This window comes from Exiguobacterium sp. s193, assembly GCF_018618755.1.
GTDB lineage: Bacteria > Bacillota > Bacilli > Exiguobacteriales > Exiguobacteriaceae > Exiguobacterium_A.
Genome location: NZ_JACSMR010000005.1, coordinates 20156 through 38186, shown reverse-complemented (window position 1 = coordinate 38186; position 18031 = coordinate 20156). Strand labels below are relative to the sequence as shown.

19 protein-coding genes are annotated in these 18031 nt (G+C 45.1%); 16 read left to right on the top strand and 3 right to left on the bottom strand.

Annotated elements, in window-relative coordinates:
• Window positions 1-3: 3 nt before the first annotated feature.
• From KNQ04_RS08320 to KNQ04_RS08300, 5 genes are all read left to right on the top strand, one after another.
• On the top strand, window positions 4-2268 hold the full coding sequence (locus KNQ04_RS08320) for a DEAD/DEAH box helicase (RefSeq protein WP_214849363.1): 2265 nt from the start codon (window positions 4-6) through the stop codon (window positions 2266-2268).
• On the top strand, window positions 2265-3464 hold the full coding sequence (locus tag KNQ04_RS08315; protein ID WP_214849361.1) for a ribonuclease H-like domain-containing protein: 1200 nt from the start codon (window positions 2265-2267) through the stop codon (window positions 3462-3464). The genes KNQ04_RS08320 and KNQ04_RS08315 overlap by 4 nt, the downstream gene beginning before the upstream one ends.
• Complete coding sequence (locus KNQ04_RS08310; RefSeq protein ID WP_214849358.1) at window positions 3461-4021, top strand: SLOG family protein; 561 nt, start codon at window positions 3461-3463, stop codon at window positions 4019-4021. Before KNQ04_RS08315 ends, KNQ04_RS08310 begins: the two co-directional genes overlap by 4 nt.
• A gap of 5 nt (window positions 4022-4026) precedes the next feature.
• A complete protein-coding gene (gene gpsB / locus KNQ04_RS08305; RefSeq protein ID WP_214849355.1) occupies window positions 4027-4335 on the top strand; it encodes a cell division regulator GpsB in 309 nt (102 codons plus the stop codon).
• Window positions 4336-4473: 138 nt separating this feature from the next.
• Window positions 4474-5031, top strand: a complete 558-nt coding sequence (locus KNQ04_RS08300) for a nuclease-related domain-containing protein (RefSeq protein WP_214849345.1) — start codon at window positions 4474-4476, stop codon at window positions 5029-5031.
• Between the two features lie 35 nt (window positions 5032-5066).
• Here the strand turns inward: KNQ04_RS08300 and KNQ04_RS08295 are convergent, their stop codons facing one another.
• Both KNQ04_RS08295 and KNQ04_RS08290 read right to left on the bottom strand, forming a co-directional pair.
• The gene (locus tag KNQ04_RS08295) at window positions 5067-5384 is read right to left on the bottom strand and encodes a hypothetical protein (RefSeq protein WP_214849342.1); all 318 of its coding nucleotides are present in this window, start codon (window positions 5382-5384) and stop codon (window positions 5067-5069) included.
• A 32-nt stretch (window positions 5385-5416) separates the two neighbouring features.
• Window positions 5417-6991 carry an FAD-dependent monooxygenase gene (locus KNQ04_RS08290; protein WP_214849339.1) on the bottom strand — a complete coding sequence of 525 codons (1575 nt, stop codon included), beginning with the start codon at window positions 6989-6991 and terminating at the stop codon, window positions 5417-5419.
• Window positions 6992-7082: 91 nt separating this feature from the next.
• On the opposite strand from KNQ04_RS08290, the gene yvfG reads away from it, so the two are divergent.
• The 11 genes from yvfG (at window position 7083) to KNQ04_RS08235 (ending at window position 17259) form a co-directional block, all read left to right on the top strand.
• The gene (yvfG, locus tag KNQ04_RS08285) at window positions 7083-7304 is read left to right on the top strand and encodes a protein YvfG (protein WP_214849336.1); all 222 of its coding nucleotides are present in this window, start codon (window positions 7083-7085) and stop codon (window positions 7302-7304) included.
• The gene (locus KNQ04_RS08280) at window positions 7301-7912 is read left to right on the top strand and encodes an NUDIX hydrolase (protein ID WP_214849333.1); all 612 of its coding nucleotides are present in this window, start codon (window positions 7301-7303) and stop codon (window positions 7910-7912) included. Before yvfG ends, KNQ04_RS08280 begins: the two co-directional genes overlap by 4 nt.
• A gap of 60 nt (window positions 7913-7972) precedes the next feature.
• Window positions 7973-8182, top strand: coding sequence for a hypothetical protein (locus tag KNQ04_RS08275; RefSeq protein WP_214849330.1), 210 nt, complete (start codon window positions 7973-7975; stop codon window positions 8180-8182).
• A gap of 380 nt (window positions 8183-8562) precedes the next feature.
• The gene (locus KNQ04_RS08270) at window positions 8563-9231 is read left to right on the top strand and encodes a 3D domain-containing protein (protein ID WP_214849328.1); all 669 of its coding nucleotides are present in this window, start codon (window positions 8563-8565) and stop codon (window positions 9229-9231) included.
• A 131-nt stretch (window positions 9232-9362) separates the two neighbouring features.
• Window positions 9363-10091, top strand: coding sequence for an ABC transporter ATP-binding protein (locus KNQ04_RS08265; protein ID WP_214849320.1), 729 nt, complete (start codon window positions 9363-9365; stop codon window positions 10089-10091).
• The gene (locus KNQ04_RS08260; RefSeq protein WP_214849318.1) at window positions 10091-11608 is read left to right on the top strand and encodes an ABC transporter permease/substrate-binding protein; all 1518 of its coding nucleotides are present in this window, start codon (window positions 10091-10093) and stop codon (window positions 11606-11608) included. Before KNQ04_RS08265 ends, KNQ04_RS08260 begins: the two co-directional genes overlap by 1 nt.
• The gene (locus KNQ04_RS08255; protein ID WP_214849316.1) at window positions 11605-12483 is read left to right on the top strand and encodes a diacylglycerol/lipid kinase family protein; all 879 of its coding nucleotides are present in this window, start codon (window positions 11605-11607) and stop codon (window positions 12481-12483) included. Before KNQ04_RS08260 ends, KNQ04_RS08255 begins: the two co-directional genes overlap by 4 nt.
• A gap of 201 nt (window positions 12484-12684) precedes the next feature.
• A complete protein-coding gene (locus tag KNQ04_RS08250; protein WP_214849308.1) occupies window positions 12685-14031 on the top strand; it encodes a sodium-dependent transporter in 1347 nt (448 codons plus the stop codon).
• A 262-nt stretch (window positions 14032-14293) separates the two neighbouring features.
• Complete coding sequence (locus tag KNQ04_RS08245) at window positions 14294-15040, top strand: 5-bromo-4-chloroindolyl phosphate hydrolysis family protein (RefSeq protein WP_214849306.1); 747 nt, start codon at window positions 14294-14296, stop codon at window positions 15038-15040.
• A complete protein-coding gene (locus KNQ04_RS08240; RefSeq protein ID WP_214849304.1) occupies window positions 15027-16253 on the top strand; it encodes a toxic anion resistance protein in 1227 nt (408 codons plus the stop codon). The genes KNQ04_RS08245 and KNQ04_RS08240 overlap by 14 nt, the downstream gene beginning before the upstream one ends.
• A gap of 430 nt (window positions 16254-16683) precedes the next feature.
• A complete protein-coding gene (locus tag KNQ04_RS08235) occupies window positions 16684-17259 on the top strand; it encodes a deoxycytidylate deaminase (protein ID WP_214849302.1) in 576 nt (191 codons plus the stop codon).
• Between the two features lie 248 nt (window positions 17260-17507).
• Here the strand turns inward: KNQ04_RS08235 and KNQ04_RS08230 are convergent, their stop codons facing one another.
• On the bottom strand, window positions 17508-17993 hold the full coding sequence (locus tag KNQ04_RS08230) for a hypothetical protein (RefSeq protein ID WP_214849300.1): 486 nt from the start codon (window positions 17991-17993) through the stop codon (window positions 17508-17510).
• Window positions 17994-18031: the final 38 nt, after the last annotated feature.

Sequence of the window (18031 nt, the reverse complement as noted above, 5' to 3'; positions counted from 1 at the left end):
TCGATGGAACCTAGACAATCACTCGTCACCTATTTAGAAGAATTGAAAGCCGATCGCTCTTTTATGGAGCGCGTCACATATATGAAGACGATGGAAGCGACGGAAGGGCGGTACGCACCATTTCCAGACCAGATGCCGAAGCGGTTACAGCAAGCGATTCGGGCACGTGGCATCGATGCCTTATACCGACACCAAGCCTTAGCCTTCAAACATGTCTTAGCCGGGGAATCGACGGTCATCGTCACGCCGACGGCTTCCGGGAAAACGTATTGTTTTAATTTACCGATTCTTTCGCATTTACTCGAGCACCCGAACGACCGGGCACTCTATCTTTATCCGACGAAGGCACTTGCGCAAGATCAAAACAGTGAACTGCTCGAATTAATTGATGAACTCGAGGCACCGATTCGTTGTTTTACGTATGACGGAGACACGTCACCGACGATTCGGACAAAAGTCCGTAAAGCGGGGAACATCGTCATTACGAATCCAGACATGCTCCACTCCGGAATATTGCCACACCATACGAAGTGGATTGAGCTGTTCGAAAATTTAAAGTATATCGTCATTGATGAATTGCATACGTACCGTGGCGTCTTCGGGAGTCACGTGGCGAATGTCATCCGACGGTTACGCCGAATTTGTCACTATTACGGGAGTGATCCCGTCTTCATCATGACGAGCGCGACGATTGCCAATCCAAAAGAACTCGCGGAACGGCTTATTGAAAAACCAGTCACCTTAATCGATGACAACGGTGCTCCGACCGGGCGAAAACATTTTATCGTCTATCAGCCGCCAATCGTCAATGCCCAACTCGGAATTCGACGTTCGGCGACACTCGAAACAAAACAACTGGCATCGCGTTTCATCAAAAAGAAATTTCAGACGATCGTCTTTGCCCGTTCTCGCGTCCGCGTCGAGGTGTTGCTGACGTATCTACGCAGTTTGGTTCGCCATGAACTCGGTCCGAAATCGATTGAAGGATACCGTGGCGGTTATTTACCGACGGAGCGACGAGATATCGAACGACGTCTAAGAAAAGGTGAGATCACCGGAATCGTCTCGACGAACGCGTTAGAACTTGGCGTCGATATCGGTCAGTTACAAGTCTGTATCATGAATGGTTATCCGGGGACGATTGCTTCGTTATGGCAACAGGCAGGGCGAGCCGGAAGACGGCAGGACGATGCCTTAATCATCCTCGTTGCTTCGTCCGGCATGCTCGATCAATACGTCGCAGAGCGACCGGAGTTATTTTTAAATCAATCACCAGAGGCGGCGCGGTTAGATCCCGATAACCTAATCATCGCCGTCGATCATATTAAGTGTGCGGCATTCGAACTCCCGTTCCGGCAAGGTGAAGCATTCGGGACACTCGAGACAGAAGATATCCTCGAGTATTTAGTCGAAGAACGTGTCCTGCATCAGCGGGGAGAGCGTTTCTACTGGATGAATGACGCGTTTCCGGCACATGAGATCTCGTTACGCTCGAGTGATCAAGAAAACGTCGTCATCGTCGATCAGACGGAAGTTCCGAATCGGGTCATCGGTGAGATGGATACGTTTAGTGCGATGACCTTATTGCATGATGAAGCGATTTACTTGCATGGAGCGGATCAGTATCAAGTCGAGACCCTTGATTTTGAGGAGAAAAAAGCGTTTGTCCGTGCCGTGGATGTCGATTATTATACCGATGCTAATTTTTCAGTCGATTTGTCTGTCCTTGAAGAAGATGAAAGCTATTCGAACGATGCGTTTAGTGTCGCCCGTGGGGATGTCAGTGTCCGTGGGATGGCGACGATGTTCAAAAAAATTAAATTCGGTACCCATGAAAACATCGGGTCAGGTCCGATTCATTTACCCGAGCGGGAAATCCATACGACAGGCGTCTGGTTTACGTTACCTGCTACATCTGCTTCGAGTACGGAGCTCGAACAAGTACTGGAAGGTGTCGCGAACAGCTTGCGGCGTGTAGCACCGCTCTATTTAATGTGTGACGCGAGCGATGTTTTCGTCGTGCCGCAAGTCAAGGCGACCCATACGCAAAAGCCGACCATCTATTTATATGACCGGTATCCTGGAGGGGTCGGCTTAGCTTCCTCGATCTATAAACAACGGAGCATCATGTTACGGGCAGCACGCGACTCGATTGAGACATGTCCCTGCCAAGATGGTTGTCCGGCTTGCATCGGTATGGTCGGTCTCGCAGACGAGAAGGAACGGACGGTCAGCATGCTAACTGAGATGGAGAAGGAGTTATCATGAAAAATAAATTAAGACGGATGTTAAAACCGACGAATCAAGAGAGCGAGCAATCACAAACGATAGAGGAGACTTCGGAACAAACGGTCGATACGAAGACGGCGAACGAACAAGCGGCCTGGATTGAAAAAGGGGCGGACATCCTGACGTTCGAAGACGAATGGATTGTCAGAATCGATCAGCGTTACAACTTAGCGGACAGCCATGGCCACCGGACGTTCGGTGCCGGGTATGAATCACTTCAACTGCCGCATCCGCCACTTGCGCTTGATGTCCCGCTTGAACAAATCATCTTTTTCGATACGGAGACGACCGGCTTACGTGGAACCGGGACAACGATTTTTTTGATGGGGTTTGCCCGTTTTGAGAAAGGAGAGTTGTTGATGCGGCAATATTTTTTACCGCATCCGCATTATGAGGCTGCCTTTTACCATCATTTTCTGACGGATATCGGAGAAGATGTCCGCTTCGTCACCTATAATGGAAAAAGCTTTGATTGGCCGCAAATCAAGACACGACATGTGTTCGTCCGCGAACGTGTCCCGCGCCTGCCGAAAGTCGGTCACCTGGATTTACTCCATGTCTGTCGGCGGATTTTTAAAGGATTGTCCGATTCGTACCGGCTGACGGCGATGGAAGAACAAATCGGATTTGAGCGAGCGGATGATTTACCGGGATTTTTAGCACCGATGCATTACTTTCAATATGTCGAACATCAAAATCCGTCCATCATGGATGGTGTCCTTGAGCATCACCTCCATGACTGTCTGACACTTGTTAGTCTCTATGATGAATGCAATCATCTCGTGACCCACCGAAAAGAAGTATCATCCCGGATTGGAGAGAACATTGCCGTTTGGTTAGCCGATTTAGGGATTAACGAACAATCAGTCGAGCACTTTCATCAGGTAAACGATTTGTCGGCGGAAGGATGGTTGCGGCAAGGTCTCTTATTTAAAAAAATGCAAGACTATCAACAAGCAGTCCCGTGCTTTGAGAAGAGTAAGACGTTTCGTGGATACATCGAGTTAGCGAAATGGGCGGAGCACATTGCAAAAGAGCCACGGCTTGCTTATGATTATACTGAACAAGCCAAAATAATGGTGGAGTCTCAATCGTTGCTCGCGTCACGTAAGGAAAACGTGATGGCAGAACTCACCCACCGAAGCAATCGGCTACAAAGGAAGTGTCAAGGATGAAAGTTGTCGCAATCACGGGTTACAAACCAACCGAACTCGGGATTTTCGATCAAAAACATCCCGGTATTCCAGTCATCAAGGCAGCATATCGGGAACGGTTGATTCGACTGATTGAAGACATGGGGACGACGTGGTTCATCACGAATGCAACACCCGGATGTGAGCTCTGGGCATGTGAAGTCATTCTCGAGTTAAAGGACGACTACCCAGACATCCAGCTCGGGATTCTACTCCCGTTTCTTGAACAGGAAGCGAAATGGAAGGAACCGGTTCAAGCCCAGTATTTGGCTGTACTTGACCAAGCAGATTTCGTCGATGCAATCAGTCAGAAGCCTTATGAAAATCCTAGCCAACTGCGAAACAAAACGGAATTCATGATTGAAAAAAGCCAAGGACTTTTATCGATTTTTGATGAAGAGCATGGTGGTTCAGCGAAGTATCTCGTCGAGCGTGCTAAAATAGAAATGGAAAGATCCGATTATCAAGTGTTCTTGATCACGCAAGATGATTTATCGATGATGGAACAAGAACTGAACTATACTGATCAGTGGGAGTGAAGAGGATGTATAAACCGTTATTGACGGCAGACGATATTTATAAAAAAGAATTTAAGACAGGTCTCCGGGGATATGTGATTGAAGAAGTCGATGGATATTTAGATCAGGTCATTAAAGACTATGAAGGTTTTGAACGTGAAATCGACCGTTTGAAAAAAGAGCTTGAGGCAGCCAAAACGGCGGCACCAGCACGAACAGAAGAACGAACTATCGACCCTGAACCAGTTGTTTCAAATCCGTCGAATTATGATATGTTACGCCGGATCTCGAATCTTGAAAAAGCGGTCTTTGGGCGCCCGCATCAAGAAAACTGATCCTCCCTACTTAAAACATCCACTTCATTTACGAGTGGATGTTTTTTTTTGTGAAATTCCCCTGTTTTTGAAAGGAAGCGTCGCTTGAGCGAAAGGGTGGTAAACTAACTAATAACGAGCGAGGAGAGGGAGAAGATCATGTTACAAGTGATGACGACAAAAATCGTTCCCCCAAAGGAGCGACGATTATTTTCATTAAGACGGACGATGACAAATGAAGAGACGGATTTAGAATTAATCTGTAATCACATTCGTCATGTTTGCCGGTATGACTGGATGCTGTTTGAACAGATTCAACTTGATGCACAGATGGGGATTGATTTCGCCTTGATTGGACCAAAAGGGTTATTTTTGATATTGGTGAATGAGGAGCCTGCTGTTTTACTAAGTGATCGTGCGTATCATGTCGAACAGATGACAGGAATTCAAAAAGTCGAGACACATCACCCGGTAACAGACGCACAAAACATGACGAAGGCTGTCAGAACCCTGTTGAAAGCAGAAGGCATCGTCATTCCGGTTCAGTCGATGCTTGTCTTCAAAAATGCTCCGAAACTGCGGTTGTCGCGCGTTAAGTTTTCGATTGGTCACACATTTGCATCACTCAAGCCATGGATTGCACAGCGGCAAGGCACACCTGTCACAGAAAAGGAGCGGAAACAGGTCGCTTATTTACTGACCAGCTATCAAAAATAGTCACCCTTCGCTACTCGCGAGGATGACTATTTTTTTTACCGTCGTTTCGGTTGACTGAGGAAACGTTCGACCCGGTCGATGTCTTCCTTCAGGGCATACACAGCAACCCGGTCGTCTAAGTTTTTACTAAAGCGGCGGAATAAAAACGACGTTTTGACACCACGTTCGATGCGGACTTCAAAGCCTGCATCGGCGAGCCGTTCATAGTCACGTCGCAACTGTTCTCCTTTATCACCAAACTCTTCCCCGATGAGGACCCAACGTAAGGATTCCTTCGTCCGGCGCAAGACGATGATGATGAAAAGAACGATTAATATAATAATTAATGGCAATCGTGTAATCAAATCATCCATGGAACATATCACCTCATAACTATCATACGTGTTTAGCGGGCATAAAGTAAACGCTCAAGATAACGTGCGAACGGTTTAATCTTTAAACCTTGCTGGCGATACGCGATATAACCGTCAGGTCGAATCAAGTAGAGACCACACTGCTTGATTCCGAACTTCCGTGCTAATTCTCCCCCTTGGTCGACGACGCCGTCATCTTTTAGCTCCTGATGGATCGGGACCGTCTCAAACAGGTCAGGATAGGTATATGCTAACTCCTTATAGGGCGTAAGTTCCGATTCGTCCGATTGGCGTGGTAAGAACAGCAACAGTAAAAAATTACGATCAGCGCGTCGGAGTAACAACTCATTTTTTTTCGTGCGTGGATTCACGACTTCACTGTAGGGCATCGGTTCGCCCGGTTTCGGGGCTAGCAAACCAAAGCGTCCTTGCGTGACGAACGTATCTGACGGATGGTAATTACTGTTGAGCTGCGCAATCCGATTCGTCACGTAATGATGGAGTGGTGTGATTTTGAGACTGTTCCGGATGACTTTTTCCTGCAAGGGAAGCAGGAAGGGAACATTGATTTGTAAAAGCTCCGTCGCAAGATTCGTTGACCGTAATATTCCCCGTGCAGCCTCACGCCGTTCCGTACTATAGGAGTCAAGGAGAGGGAAACTTGCTTTAAATTCGTGGACACACCAAAGTTTCCACGCTAAGTTCATTGCGTCGGCGATGCCCGTATTCATACCTTGTCCGCCGACGGGCGAGTTGATATGCGCCGCATCGCCGATTAAGTAAATCCGGTGGTGACCAAATTTTTCGATGATTCGATTATGGACACGGAACATCGAATACCAATGGACTTTCTTTAATTTGAAGGGTACTTTCGCCCGATTCTCTAAAAAGTCTTCAATCGCCGCGTGATCCGTCGGAACGACACCATTCGTCAAATTACCGGTAATCCGAAATAGATTGGACTGTAACGGAAACGACTCGATGACACCATGATCGGAAAAGAAGATGTGAACTTCTTCAGATGAAAGCGGCCAATCGACTTCGATATCGGCAAGTGCCCAGGATTCCTTAAAGGACTTGCCGCTAAACGGCAGTCCAAGTTCGCGCCGGACGAAGCTATTTGCACCGTCTGCACCGATGATGAATGAAGCATCAACGGTTTCGACGATATCATTTTTACGAATCGATGCGGTGACGAACGTCGGGAATTGGGCAAACCCGGTCAGTTCCGTATCCCGTTCAACTTGATGTCCGTAATCGAGTAACCGTTGCTCGAGAATCCGTTCTGTCTCACTTTGAGGCAACAATGTCACGAACGGGAACGGGGTATTTAAATCCGTAAAATCGAGTTTAGCTTGCCAAGCCCCGTTGACATAAAGGTTTCCCTGGTTAATTTTGATTGCTTCTGCCATCAATTCGTCCGCAACGCCAAGGCGAGCGAACAATTCAAGTGAGCGTGCTTGGATGCCGATTGCTTTTGAGACGACGGATGGACCACTCGCCCGTTCGATGATCCGAAATGTTAAACCGTACCGTGATAACGCAAGTGCTAGTGTCAATCCCGTTGGTCCGGCACCGATGATTAGTACATCTATGTTTTTCTTCACGAATAAGCCCCCCCTTATTTTACTTCTTAACCAAAACTCGCTACCATTAAACTATACACCTAGCGGGAAACCGCCAGAGAGGATGAGTGGGTTGAACGAACAGTTGTTTACGACAGACCGATTAGTAGTAAATTTTAAAGAGTACATCCGACAAAATGAGACGTATATGACGAAAACGCAGGCCCTGAATGCTTACTATAAAGTCGTCTCCGGTTCGATTCTGGCAGACAGGATTGCGAAAAATGCTGATTTGATCACGCGGATGCGTCATTTAGAAGAAGCGTATCAGAAAGTCGCGCAGGAAGGACGATGACGAATCCAGAGTTCGATCAACTGCGGGCAATCTTTCGACAGACGAGCGATCAGTTGCCGCGTCAGGCGGCAGCGGTCCTTGTGCCGTTTGTCGAGCATGAGGGACAAATCTGCCTCCTTTTTCAAGTACGTGCCAAAACATTACGTTCGCAACCCGGGGAAATCGCCTTTCCGGGCGGAAGAATTGATTTCGGGGAAGGTCCAAAAGAAGCGGCGATTCGTGAGACACGGGAAGAATTGAACGTGACAGATCAAGACATCGAAGTCATCGGGACGTTAGAGCCGCTCGTGACGCCGAACCGGTCCATCATTTATCCATATGTCGGAATCATTCGTACCGATGACATCCGACCATCAAAAGCAGAGGTCGATCATATCTTTTACGTGCCATTAACTGATTTGTTACGGTCGAGCCCGATTGAGGGAGAGATGGAGTGGCGGATTCGCCCAGGCAAAACCGTCCCGACGAGTCGGATGGCGAATCGAGAGGCGTATCTCGATCGCACATACAAAGTAATCGAACATTTTTATGAACATCAAGACTATTTGATTTGGGGGTTGACGGCGAAAATCTTACGGCAAATGTTAAGTATGATTTCGCGATACTAGCTTTTTGATGAGTTCTTTTATATGATTAAACGTATCTGAACGTGTCAGGAGATGAATGAGATGGAAGAAACAGAAGAGTTATTCGATTATATCGTGGGCGACATGGTAAAAACGAAGGAAGGTTGGATCGCTGAAGTGACGGCTGTATTAACAAATACGGTTGTCGGTGATCTCTCGCATACAAAAAACTTCGAATCACTTGGATTCGAGTTTGAAAAACAAGTTCTCCTTAAATCGGAGATTGAATTATTGGAACGTAAAACGAAATAAGGTGAAACCCGGCAGATTGATGCCGGGTTTTTCTTTGAATAATTATTCGGTAATCATGCATGTCTAAGCGTAATGGACACTCGTATGCCAAGTAAGATGCGACCTTTTACAGAAAACCGTCTGAAACGGACACTTAATTCACAGAATTTCATGAACAATCGTAATCATTACAAAGTCGTTACAATGAATAAAAGGTAACAGAACGGTTACGACATCAATAAATGGCTTAACCACAACGTTAAATCGACTTTTTGAAAGCGTGTAACCGTTTCGTTACTTTTTGACAGATATATTTCAAATGACGATTTAGACTATTCATCCTTAAATTCCTCATGGTAAGGTGTTCGAGCCGTTAAGGGCCGGAAAGGTTGTTTTAAAGGATGAAGCTGAAACAAATCGTACTTACCATCATTTTTACTTTTACAGGACTCATACTTGCACCACATATGCATACGGAAGCTGCACAAATCGGAATCGGGACAGAGAAGAAGATTGTCCAAAATCCGCTTGAGATGAAACGAGAATCCGTCCGCCTTGAAAAGAAGCGCGCCGCGAAACGAGCAGCTGAAAAAGTTGCACGGCACGAACGTCAATTAAAAGAACAACAGGCTCGGGCAGAGCGAGAAGCAAAACAAAAACAACAACAGCTAGAAAAAGAACAGCAACAGGCAATTGAAAAAAAGACGAAGAAAGCGGAAGTAAAACCAGTTGCTCAAGACAATGAACAGGCAGGCGGACGCCAGGAAACGTTTGAAACGACGGCTTATACGAATGACGCTGCACTCAACGGTTCATACGATGGAAAAGTCTTGACGGCTTCAGGCTATGATGTGACCCATACGATTCACTTTGAAGGACGACGAATCGTTGCTGTCGATCCACGTGTCATTCCGCTCGGAACGAAAGTCCACGTCGATGGATTTGGGGATGCGATCGCACTCGATACGGGTGGTGTCATTCACGGTAAAATCATGGACTTGATGATGGAAACGGAACAAGAAGCGATTAACTGGGGCAGACGTTCCGTTAAAGTTACGATTTACGATTAATTTGGAATAAGCAACCACAGGCTGGCATTCATCCAGTCGTGGATGCTTTTTTTTTTTGAACCAGGTTTTAGAATCGTTAAATAAGGGGAATTTTACAAAGATAATAAAATATAGAAATGGAGGGATCGTCTGTGATTGAGTTTAAAGACGTCGGGAAAACATACGCCGACGGAACCAATGCGGTCCAAAATTTAAATTTTACAGTAGAAAAAGGCGAAATTTTTTGTTTGATTGGTCCATCTGGTTGTGGGAAGACGACAACGATGAAGATGGTCAACCGATTGATTGATCATACAGCAGGTCAGATTTGGATTAATGGGGAGCCGATTATGTCGATTGACGAACACGAACTTCGCCGAAAAATCGGCTATGTCCTCCAACAAATCGCTTTATTCCCACATATGACGATTGAAGAGAACGTCGCAGTCGTGCCGCAACTATTGAAATGGGATAAGAAAAAAGTTGCGCAGCGTGTCGATACATTGTTCGAACTGACGGGTCTCAATCAAAATTTGAAAAAAAAGTACCCAAGTGAATTATCGGGTGGTCAACAACAACGGGTCGGCGTCATGCGTGCGCTTGCGGCAGAACAAGATGTCATCTTGATGGATGAACCGTTTTCGGCGCTTGATCCAATTTCAAGAGATCAACTTCAAAATGATTTGATTCGTCTGAACGATGAGCTCGGAAAAACAATTTTATTCGTGACGCACGATATGAATGAAGCGTTAAAGTTAGGAAGTCGCATTTGTTTGATGAATGAAGGGGAAATCGTTTTTATCGGTACAAAAGACGAAGTACTGGCAAGCGACGATCCATTTATTAAAGAGTTCATGGGACAAGTCAGGGGGACGATGTAATGGGCGGTTTGTACGAAACGTTTCAAGATCGGAAAGAAGAGCTGCTGCAAGCTTTAATTGAACATATCCAACTGTCTGTCATTTCCTTACTGATTGCTTGCTTAATTGCCATTCCGCTCGGTATTTACTTATCACGAAATAAAAAAATCAGTGAGTGGTCGATTGGTGTGACCTCTGTCATTCAAACGATTCCTTCACTGGCACTTCTCGGATTGATGATTCCACTCGTCGGAATCGGGACGCTTCCGTCCGTTATTGCCCTCGTCCTTTATGCCTTGTTACCAATAGTCCGGAACACGTTCACAGGATTAGCCGAAGTCGATCCTTCGATTAAAGAGGCGGCACGGGCCTGCGGGATGACGCCGACGCAAAGTTTGCTGAAGGTTGAGTTACCGCTTGCTTTACCGGTCATGATGGCTGGTGTCCGGACAGCGATGGTTCTCATCATCGGGACGGCAACGATTGCAGCCTTGATTGGGGCAGGGGGACTCGGATCGATCATCTTACTCGGAATCGACCGAAATGATAATAATCTATTATTATTAGGTGCCATTCCAGCGGCCTTACTCGCGTTACTGTTCGATTTTTTATTACGACAAACGGAAGTTGCGACGAAAAAACGGCAAACGAGCCGAATGGTCGTTGCCCTTGCCTTGATTGCGACACTAATCATCACGCCATTCGCGCTCGGTCGGACGGAGCAACCGGACTTGGTCGTTGCCGGGAAATTAGGGGTCGAACCGGAAATTTTAATGAATGTGTATAAGATTGTCATTGAAGATGAAACGGACTTGAACGTCCAAGTTAAACCAAACTTCGGTAAAACAACATTTGTCTATAAAGCGTTACAATCTAGTGATATCGATTTGTACCCTGAATTCACGGGCACGGTCCTTGCGAGTTTGACAAATGAAAAACCGGTCTCAAATGATGCACAAGCGGTTTACGAGCAAGCACGAGATGGATTGGTCAAACAGGACCTCGCGCTGTTACCGCCGATGGACTACAATAACACCTACGCCATCGCAGTTCCGAAAAAAATCGCGGAGCGGTATGACTTAAAAACGATTTCCGACATCAAGCGAGTTGCGAGTCAATTAACGGCAGGCTTCACGTTAGAATTCAAGGATCGTCAAGATGGATATAAAGGGATTCAAGAGAAATATGGTGTCAACTTTAAAGACGTCGTGACGATGGAACCAAAACTACGATACAAAGCGATTGAGTCAGGCGATATCGAAGTCATCGATGCCTACTCGACAGATCCAGAAATCGCGAAATATGACATGGTTGTCTTAAAGGACGATCAGCAACTGTTCCCACCGTATGAGGGAGCACCTCTATTACGCCAAGAGACGCTTGATGAGTACCCGGAAGTCGGGCAAGCCTTAAAAAAATTAGATGGAAAAATCACAGATGAAGAAATGTCTAAAATGAATGAAGAAGTCGCCTATGGTGGTAAAACAGCGAGCGAAGTTGCGCGCAATTACTTGAAGAAAGAAGGGATCATTCAATGAAACTATTGATGATTAGTAATCCTTCAGCAGGGACGAACCGGAGCGGATTGTTAGAAGAAGTCATCAGTCCGCTTGCGGAACAGTTTAATGAAATCGTCATCAAGCAGACGACTCGGGCGGGGGATGCCGAGTTGTTTGCTCAAGATTCATCAGCATTCGATGCGCTCGTCGTCCTTGGAGGCGATGGGACGGTCTTCGAAGTCATCAATGGGTTAGCGAAGTTAGAGACACGTCCCATCCTTGGGATCATTCCAGGAGGGACATGCAATGATTTTGCCCGGACGCTCGGTCTACCGATGATTCCCCGACTTGCAGCAGAAATGATTGCGACCCAACAAATCGTTGAGGTTGATCTTGGACAAGTCAATGATACGTATTTCCTTAATTTTTTAGGGCTTGGGCTGATTGCTGAAGCCTCAATTGGAATCGATACCGAAGAAAAAGTCAGACTCGGTAAAATGGGCTACTATTTATCGACGATTCGCTCCAGTTTAGAAGCAAAACCCTTTGCTTACGAACTTAATTTAGTGGAAGGGCAAAAAATGACAGGTGAAGCTGTCTTGATTTTAGCAGCAAACGGTGAATCACTTGGTGGGATCGAGACTAATTTATCGAACGGAGCATATAACGATGGGAAGCTCGATTTAGTAATCGTCGATGAAGTCAATTTAGCGACGATTCGGGATGTCATCCTCCAAAAAATTGGACTAGCGACGAATCCTTCCTTCACCCATATATTAACGAGTGGGTTTACTTTAAAGACGGATTCTCCAAAAGTGATTGACACAGATGGGGAAAAGGCATTGAACTCTCCGGTAGAAGTAAAAGTGTTACCTGAATTTTTAAAAATGTATGCGGGTCACCAGTCCAAATAATTGAATGATGGGATAGTTGAGGAGACAAGGGGATTCAGAAATGAATCATTGTCTCCTTTTTATATGCACAAGTCCAAAAGGTAGTTCATCACGAATATGCGGTTACGCTTTTATGCTTTAAAGAAAATACTTGATAAAGGATGACATTCTTGTTTAGTTTTTGTACAATAAGAAAGTATTTTGAAAAGGAGGTGGAGTTCCATGAAGGGTAATGCATGGGCTTCGAAAATTGGATTTATTTTAGCCGCTGCCGGATCAGCCATCGGGCTCGGCGCGATTTGGAAATTCCCTTACACGACAGGAACAAACGGTGGAGGTGCTTTTTTATTACTATTTTTAGTATTCACCTTACTCCTCGGACTTCCAGTACTGATTGCAGAATTTTTGATCGGAAGAATAAGTGGCAAAACAGCATTACGGGCATTTTCTGAATTAGGTCATAAAAAATTTACGTTCATCGGTGTACTTGGTGTTGTCACTTGTTTCTTACTGCTCTCGTTTTACAGTGTCATCGGAGGCTGGGTATTAATTTATACGCTCCTCGGATTCTCAGGAAATTTGACATCACTTACGAGTGAGCAACTCGGTGAACTCTTTGGAACGATTTCTGCTTCACCACTGTATGCAATCGTCGGACAAGTCGTCTTTTTGATTATCACGGGTTTGATTGTCTTGCGTGGTGTCCAGTCCGGGATTGAAAAGATGAGCAAAATCATGATGCCATTATTATTCCTTTGCTTTATTATTTTAGTTGGTCGGTCCTTGACACTTGAAGGAGCAGGCGCGGGTGTTCGCTTCTTTATTGAACCGGATTTTTCAGCATTAAACCGGACATCGGTCCTCAGTGCGCTTGGACAAGCCTTCTTCTCGTTATCGCTTGGTGTATCAGCGATGTTGACTTATGCCTCTTATATGAAAGAACGTGGTCAAATCAATCGTTCAGCAGGATGGATTGTTTCCCTGAACATCGTCGTTTCGTTACTTGCCGGACTAGCGATTTTCCCGGCAGTCTTTGCATCAGGGCTTGATCCTGCTGAAGGTCCTTCACTCTTATTTATCGTTTTACCGACGGTGTTCAGTCAAGTTCAGTTCGGTAGCGTCTTCTTGACACTGTTCTTTTTATTATTTGCGTTTGCATCAATCACGTCATCGATTGCGATGCTTGAGGTAGTCGTCTCAGCACTGACCGATCGGAAAGATGAAGCGACGGCTCAAGACAAAAAGCGGGTTACTTTGATTATCACTACGCTAGTTGCACTTGTCGGGGTACCGTCAGCACTCTCATTTGGAATTGCGAGCGATGTGACATGGCTAGGGCAAACCGTTTTTGATTGGATGGACTTCCTCGTTTCAAATATCTTAATGCCGATTGGAGCCCTCTTGATTTCGATTTTTGCTGGATTCAAACTTGACCGGGCCATCGTTGAGCGAGAGTTAGCGACTGGACCGATGGTAAAACGACTGATTCCTTTTTGGCGTTTCAGTGTCTGTTACTTGAGTCCGTTAGCGATTCTAATCATTTTAATATGGCCGCTACTGTTTTCTTAAATCACATCGGCCAAAGCATCAGATTTCGACCTTACTGTCGGAATCTGGTGTTTTTTTGTACATCCGTCTCTAGATTTCTGACGAGTACATCTAGAGACGGATGTACAATTTAAAAGATTATGGTGAAATAAGGAGTATCGAGGACTAACATTTCGTGAAAACGGGAAACTTTTTGTTAAGTCATCCGTAATGGTAAGATATAAGAAAGAATAAAAAGTATTCTTATCTCAGATAGATGCGTTCAAGAGAAAGAGGGGATGAAATGAAATCTTCTACATGGTGGATATTTGGGTCAATCGGTTTGATGTTCGCATTTCTTCAAATCGCAGATGCACTTAACTTTTCCGGAATTTTTGTTGCCCTTGGTTTATGGTTCATTTGGAGCGGTTACCGTTCTAAGCCTGGTAAGCGGTACCGGACAGAACGGAAAACAACTGAGTTAAAACGACAAAACGTCAAAAAGAAATTATTACTCGACGATGAAGAACAATTCGTCGGTAGCGTCATCTTAAAACCAGAACAAGCGACACGACGATTCGATGAGACAGATGATCTCGAATTGCAAGTTTTACAACGGACCGTTGAAGAAGGGTTCGTTAAATTACAAGCTTTTGATACAATCATCCCGACGATTCGTGATAGCGAAATTCGTGCAGAGATGCGCGTCGTTTCACGCGAGGCACATACGTTATTTGAAGAATTGTTCCAAGCACCACGCGAAGTGAAAAAAGTCCGCGATTTCTTTACATTCTACCTCGATTCCTTATTGTCGATTTCAGAAAAGTTCGCAGACTTAGAACGGCGTGGGGCTCAAGTACAGTTTGACACGCGTGAACAATTGCAAGCGAACTTAAAAATGATTGCCGAAAAATTAAAACAACATCAATCTCTGCTTTTAGAAGGGGATACGGTCGATCTAGAACGAGAACTCTTGACGATTGAAAAAGTGTTGGCTCAAGAATCTGAACAAAGAAAACAGGAGGAGAGTTATAAACATGACCCATTCTGATAATAATTCATGGCAAGAGTGGCCGGACGAATCAAAAACAGAGAGCGCATCACAACCGACGATCTCAGATCCGTCCGTGGATTTGAATCTTGCAGAGACACCGAAGCACCGGACACCCGTCCGACCGGTTGAAGACATGATTCCGAGTGACGTTCCGGCTGAACAACGTCAAAAAATCGAACGTCTTCTTCAAGTGATTGATTTAAACAAGTCTGATGCCGTCATGCAATTCGGAGCACCTGTTCAACGGGAACTCTCCCAATTTTCTGATCAAGTATTAAGTGAAGTGAAAATGAAAGACGGTGGCGATGCTGGGAAGTTGCTGTCGGACTTGATGCAACGGGTCCGCCAAATGGATCCGGATACGCTGCAAGAAAAGAAAAGTTTTTGGTCGAATGTCCCCGTAATCGGTCGGGCGAAGAAAAAGGCAGAAACTTACTTCTTACAGTATGAAAAGATGAGTGCGTATTTAGAAGAAGTCGTCCATAACTTGGATCGTTCGAAATACGGTCTAATGAAAGACATCACGCTGCTCGATCAAATGTATCAAAAGAATCGACGGTACTTCGAGGAACTCAATTTATACATTGCAGCCGGTGAAACAAAGATTGCCCATGTCAGAGAAAATGAAATCGAACCGCTTCGGACGGAGGTTGAGATTTCCCGTGACCAAACAAAATTACAGGAATTAAATGATTTAATCCAACTTACAGATCGATTCGAGAAAAAAATTCATGATTTAAAATTATCGCGGACGATCAGTTTACAAATGGCACCGCAAATTCGTGTCATACAGCAGAATAATCAAATCCTTGCTGAAAAAATCGAATCGGCGGTCGTCAATACGATTCCGCTTTGGAAAAACCAAGTCGTCCTTTCACTCAGTCTATCTAGGCAAAAAACGGCTCTGCAGATGCAAAAGGATGTCACGAATACGACGAACCAATTACTGGAACAAAACTCTCGTCTCCTAAAGGATTCGTCGATTGAAATCGCAGAAGAAAACGAAAAGGGGATCGTCTCAGTCGAATCGTTAAAAGTCGCGCATCAAAACTTAATTGAAACGCTTGATGAGACACTCCGGATTCAACAAGACGGGAAACAAAAACGCCGTGACGCCGAGCATGAATTAGAACGCATGGAAAATGAATTAAAACAAAAAGTCATCGAAGTCGCTTCAAAAAGTAGAGAACTACCGAATCAACGTTACTAAGGCTGTAGACAAAGTGCCATAGTTTTTTTCGTTGCTTTCCTCGGGCAGGGCGCAAGCCGTTGCTCCTTGATCCTAACGAACAAGAAGCAGGGTCTTGCCTGCCTCTGAACATGCGTTAAAAACGCACGTTTAGAGGCAAGAGTCAACGAAACGTGACGCTTATTAGGTAACACTATGACGGAAAGCCAGTCATGCAGACGGTTTAGGGCGCAATCCGTCTTGAATCGCTTAGAACCGCGAAAAGCAATCGGTCGCGACCCTGCAGCTTTGCTGTAGCGGCGTGACCGATTGTCGCTTTGAAGACGAGGCGAGACATGGAAGTGCAACCGGATTGTCTCTCGTTCTCGCCTGTTCACGCTTCATAAGAGTTTGTCTACACGCTGAGGGACACATTTGTGTGTTCCTTCGTACTTTTTAAGGAGTGAAAATAATGGACCTCAAACAACAAAAATGGGATACGACGTGGTTATTGTTTGCACAAATGATGGCTGATCGCCACTCGAAGTGCGCATCGAAGTCAGTTGCCTGTGTCATCGTCAAGGATGAAAAACCCATTTCGATTGGAATCAATGGGACGCCGAGTCAACACGTCAACTGTAATGAAATCTTTTTAAAACAGCAGGGGACGTTATATAAATCGATTCGTGAAAATGTATCTGAATCTGATACTACGATACATAATGGTCACGTCTTTTATCACTGTAACAATCAGGAAGAACACCATGAATGGTCAAAGCAACATGAAATCCATGCTGAAATCAATGCGTTAGGGAAACTTGCGGCCGATTCCACGAGTGCACGTCATGCGACGGCATATGTGACGCATAGCCCTTGTCACGCCTGTAGCCTGGCATTGATTGCTTCAAAAATTGACCGTGTCGTTTATGCGACGGGGTATGAATATGGGGATGGGTTGAACTTGATGCGTCAGAGTGGGATGGACGTAGTACACCTCCCGTTAACGGAACAATATTTTCTTGAAAGAATTTTAGATAAAGACTTGTAAACGCTTCCATGACGTTGTATGATGAAATCAAGCATTGCCATGGTAATTATTCACTCTTCCATTCGGGTTGATCTTTAACGAGATCGACCCACTTTTTTTGAAAAACATTTGACAAAATCCCCAATATCTGTGATGATAATAAAAGATATGACGAAGCGGAACGCCGCATTTTCATAACATAGACTTTCAAGGAGCTGGAATGCCAGGTCGTTGAAAAAAAGTCCTGACTCATTCGAGTCAGGACTTTTTTAATGGATTGCCGTCGAAGAAGCGGATTCATGCAGTCGTTGCGCCCGGATGATACATTTTTTTGTAGCAGCGCCACAGAGAACACTTTGGAGACGTTGGCAAATGATATCCGTTTGCGACTGGTGGAGAAATAATTTTTGAATCAGCCGTGTAAAGATGGCGTCGCATGAAGAGAGATGCCGCTTGATTGTATTCGATGACATGCTCGTTAATTCATCCGTACTGAATCCTGCATCGGTACTAAAAGCAGACAGGACGAGTAATTTTACGAGATCAGACCGAACATCAAGACCGATTTGTTGGACCTGAAAGCAACAGGATTTTAATTCATGATCAATCAATTGCTGTAAAGCGGAATCTTGGTCCGCCAAGATGTCATAATTGACGATGGCATGTCTCAACTGGGCACGCGTTGTATGTGAGGCGTCAGCTTCTTTTTGTGACTGGACCACAATGTCATAACTTGAAGATAACGAACGGATCATTATTAAAAACCTCCTTAAATCGAATGAGTGTACATATA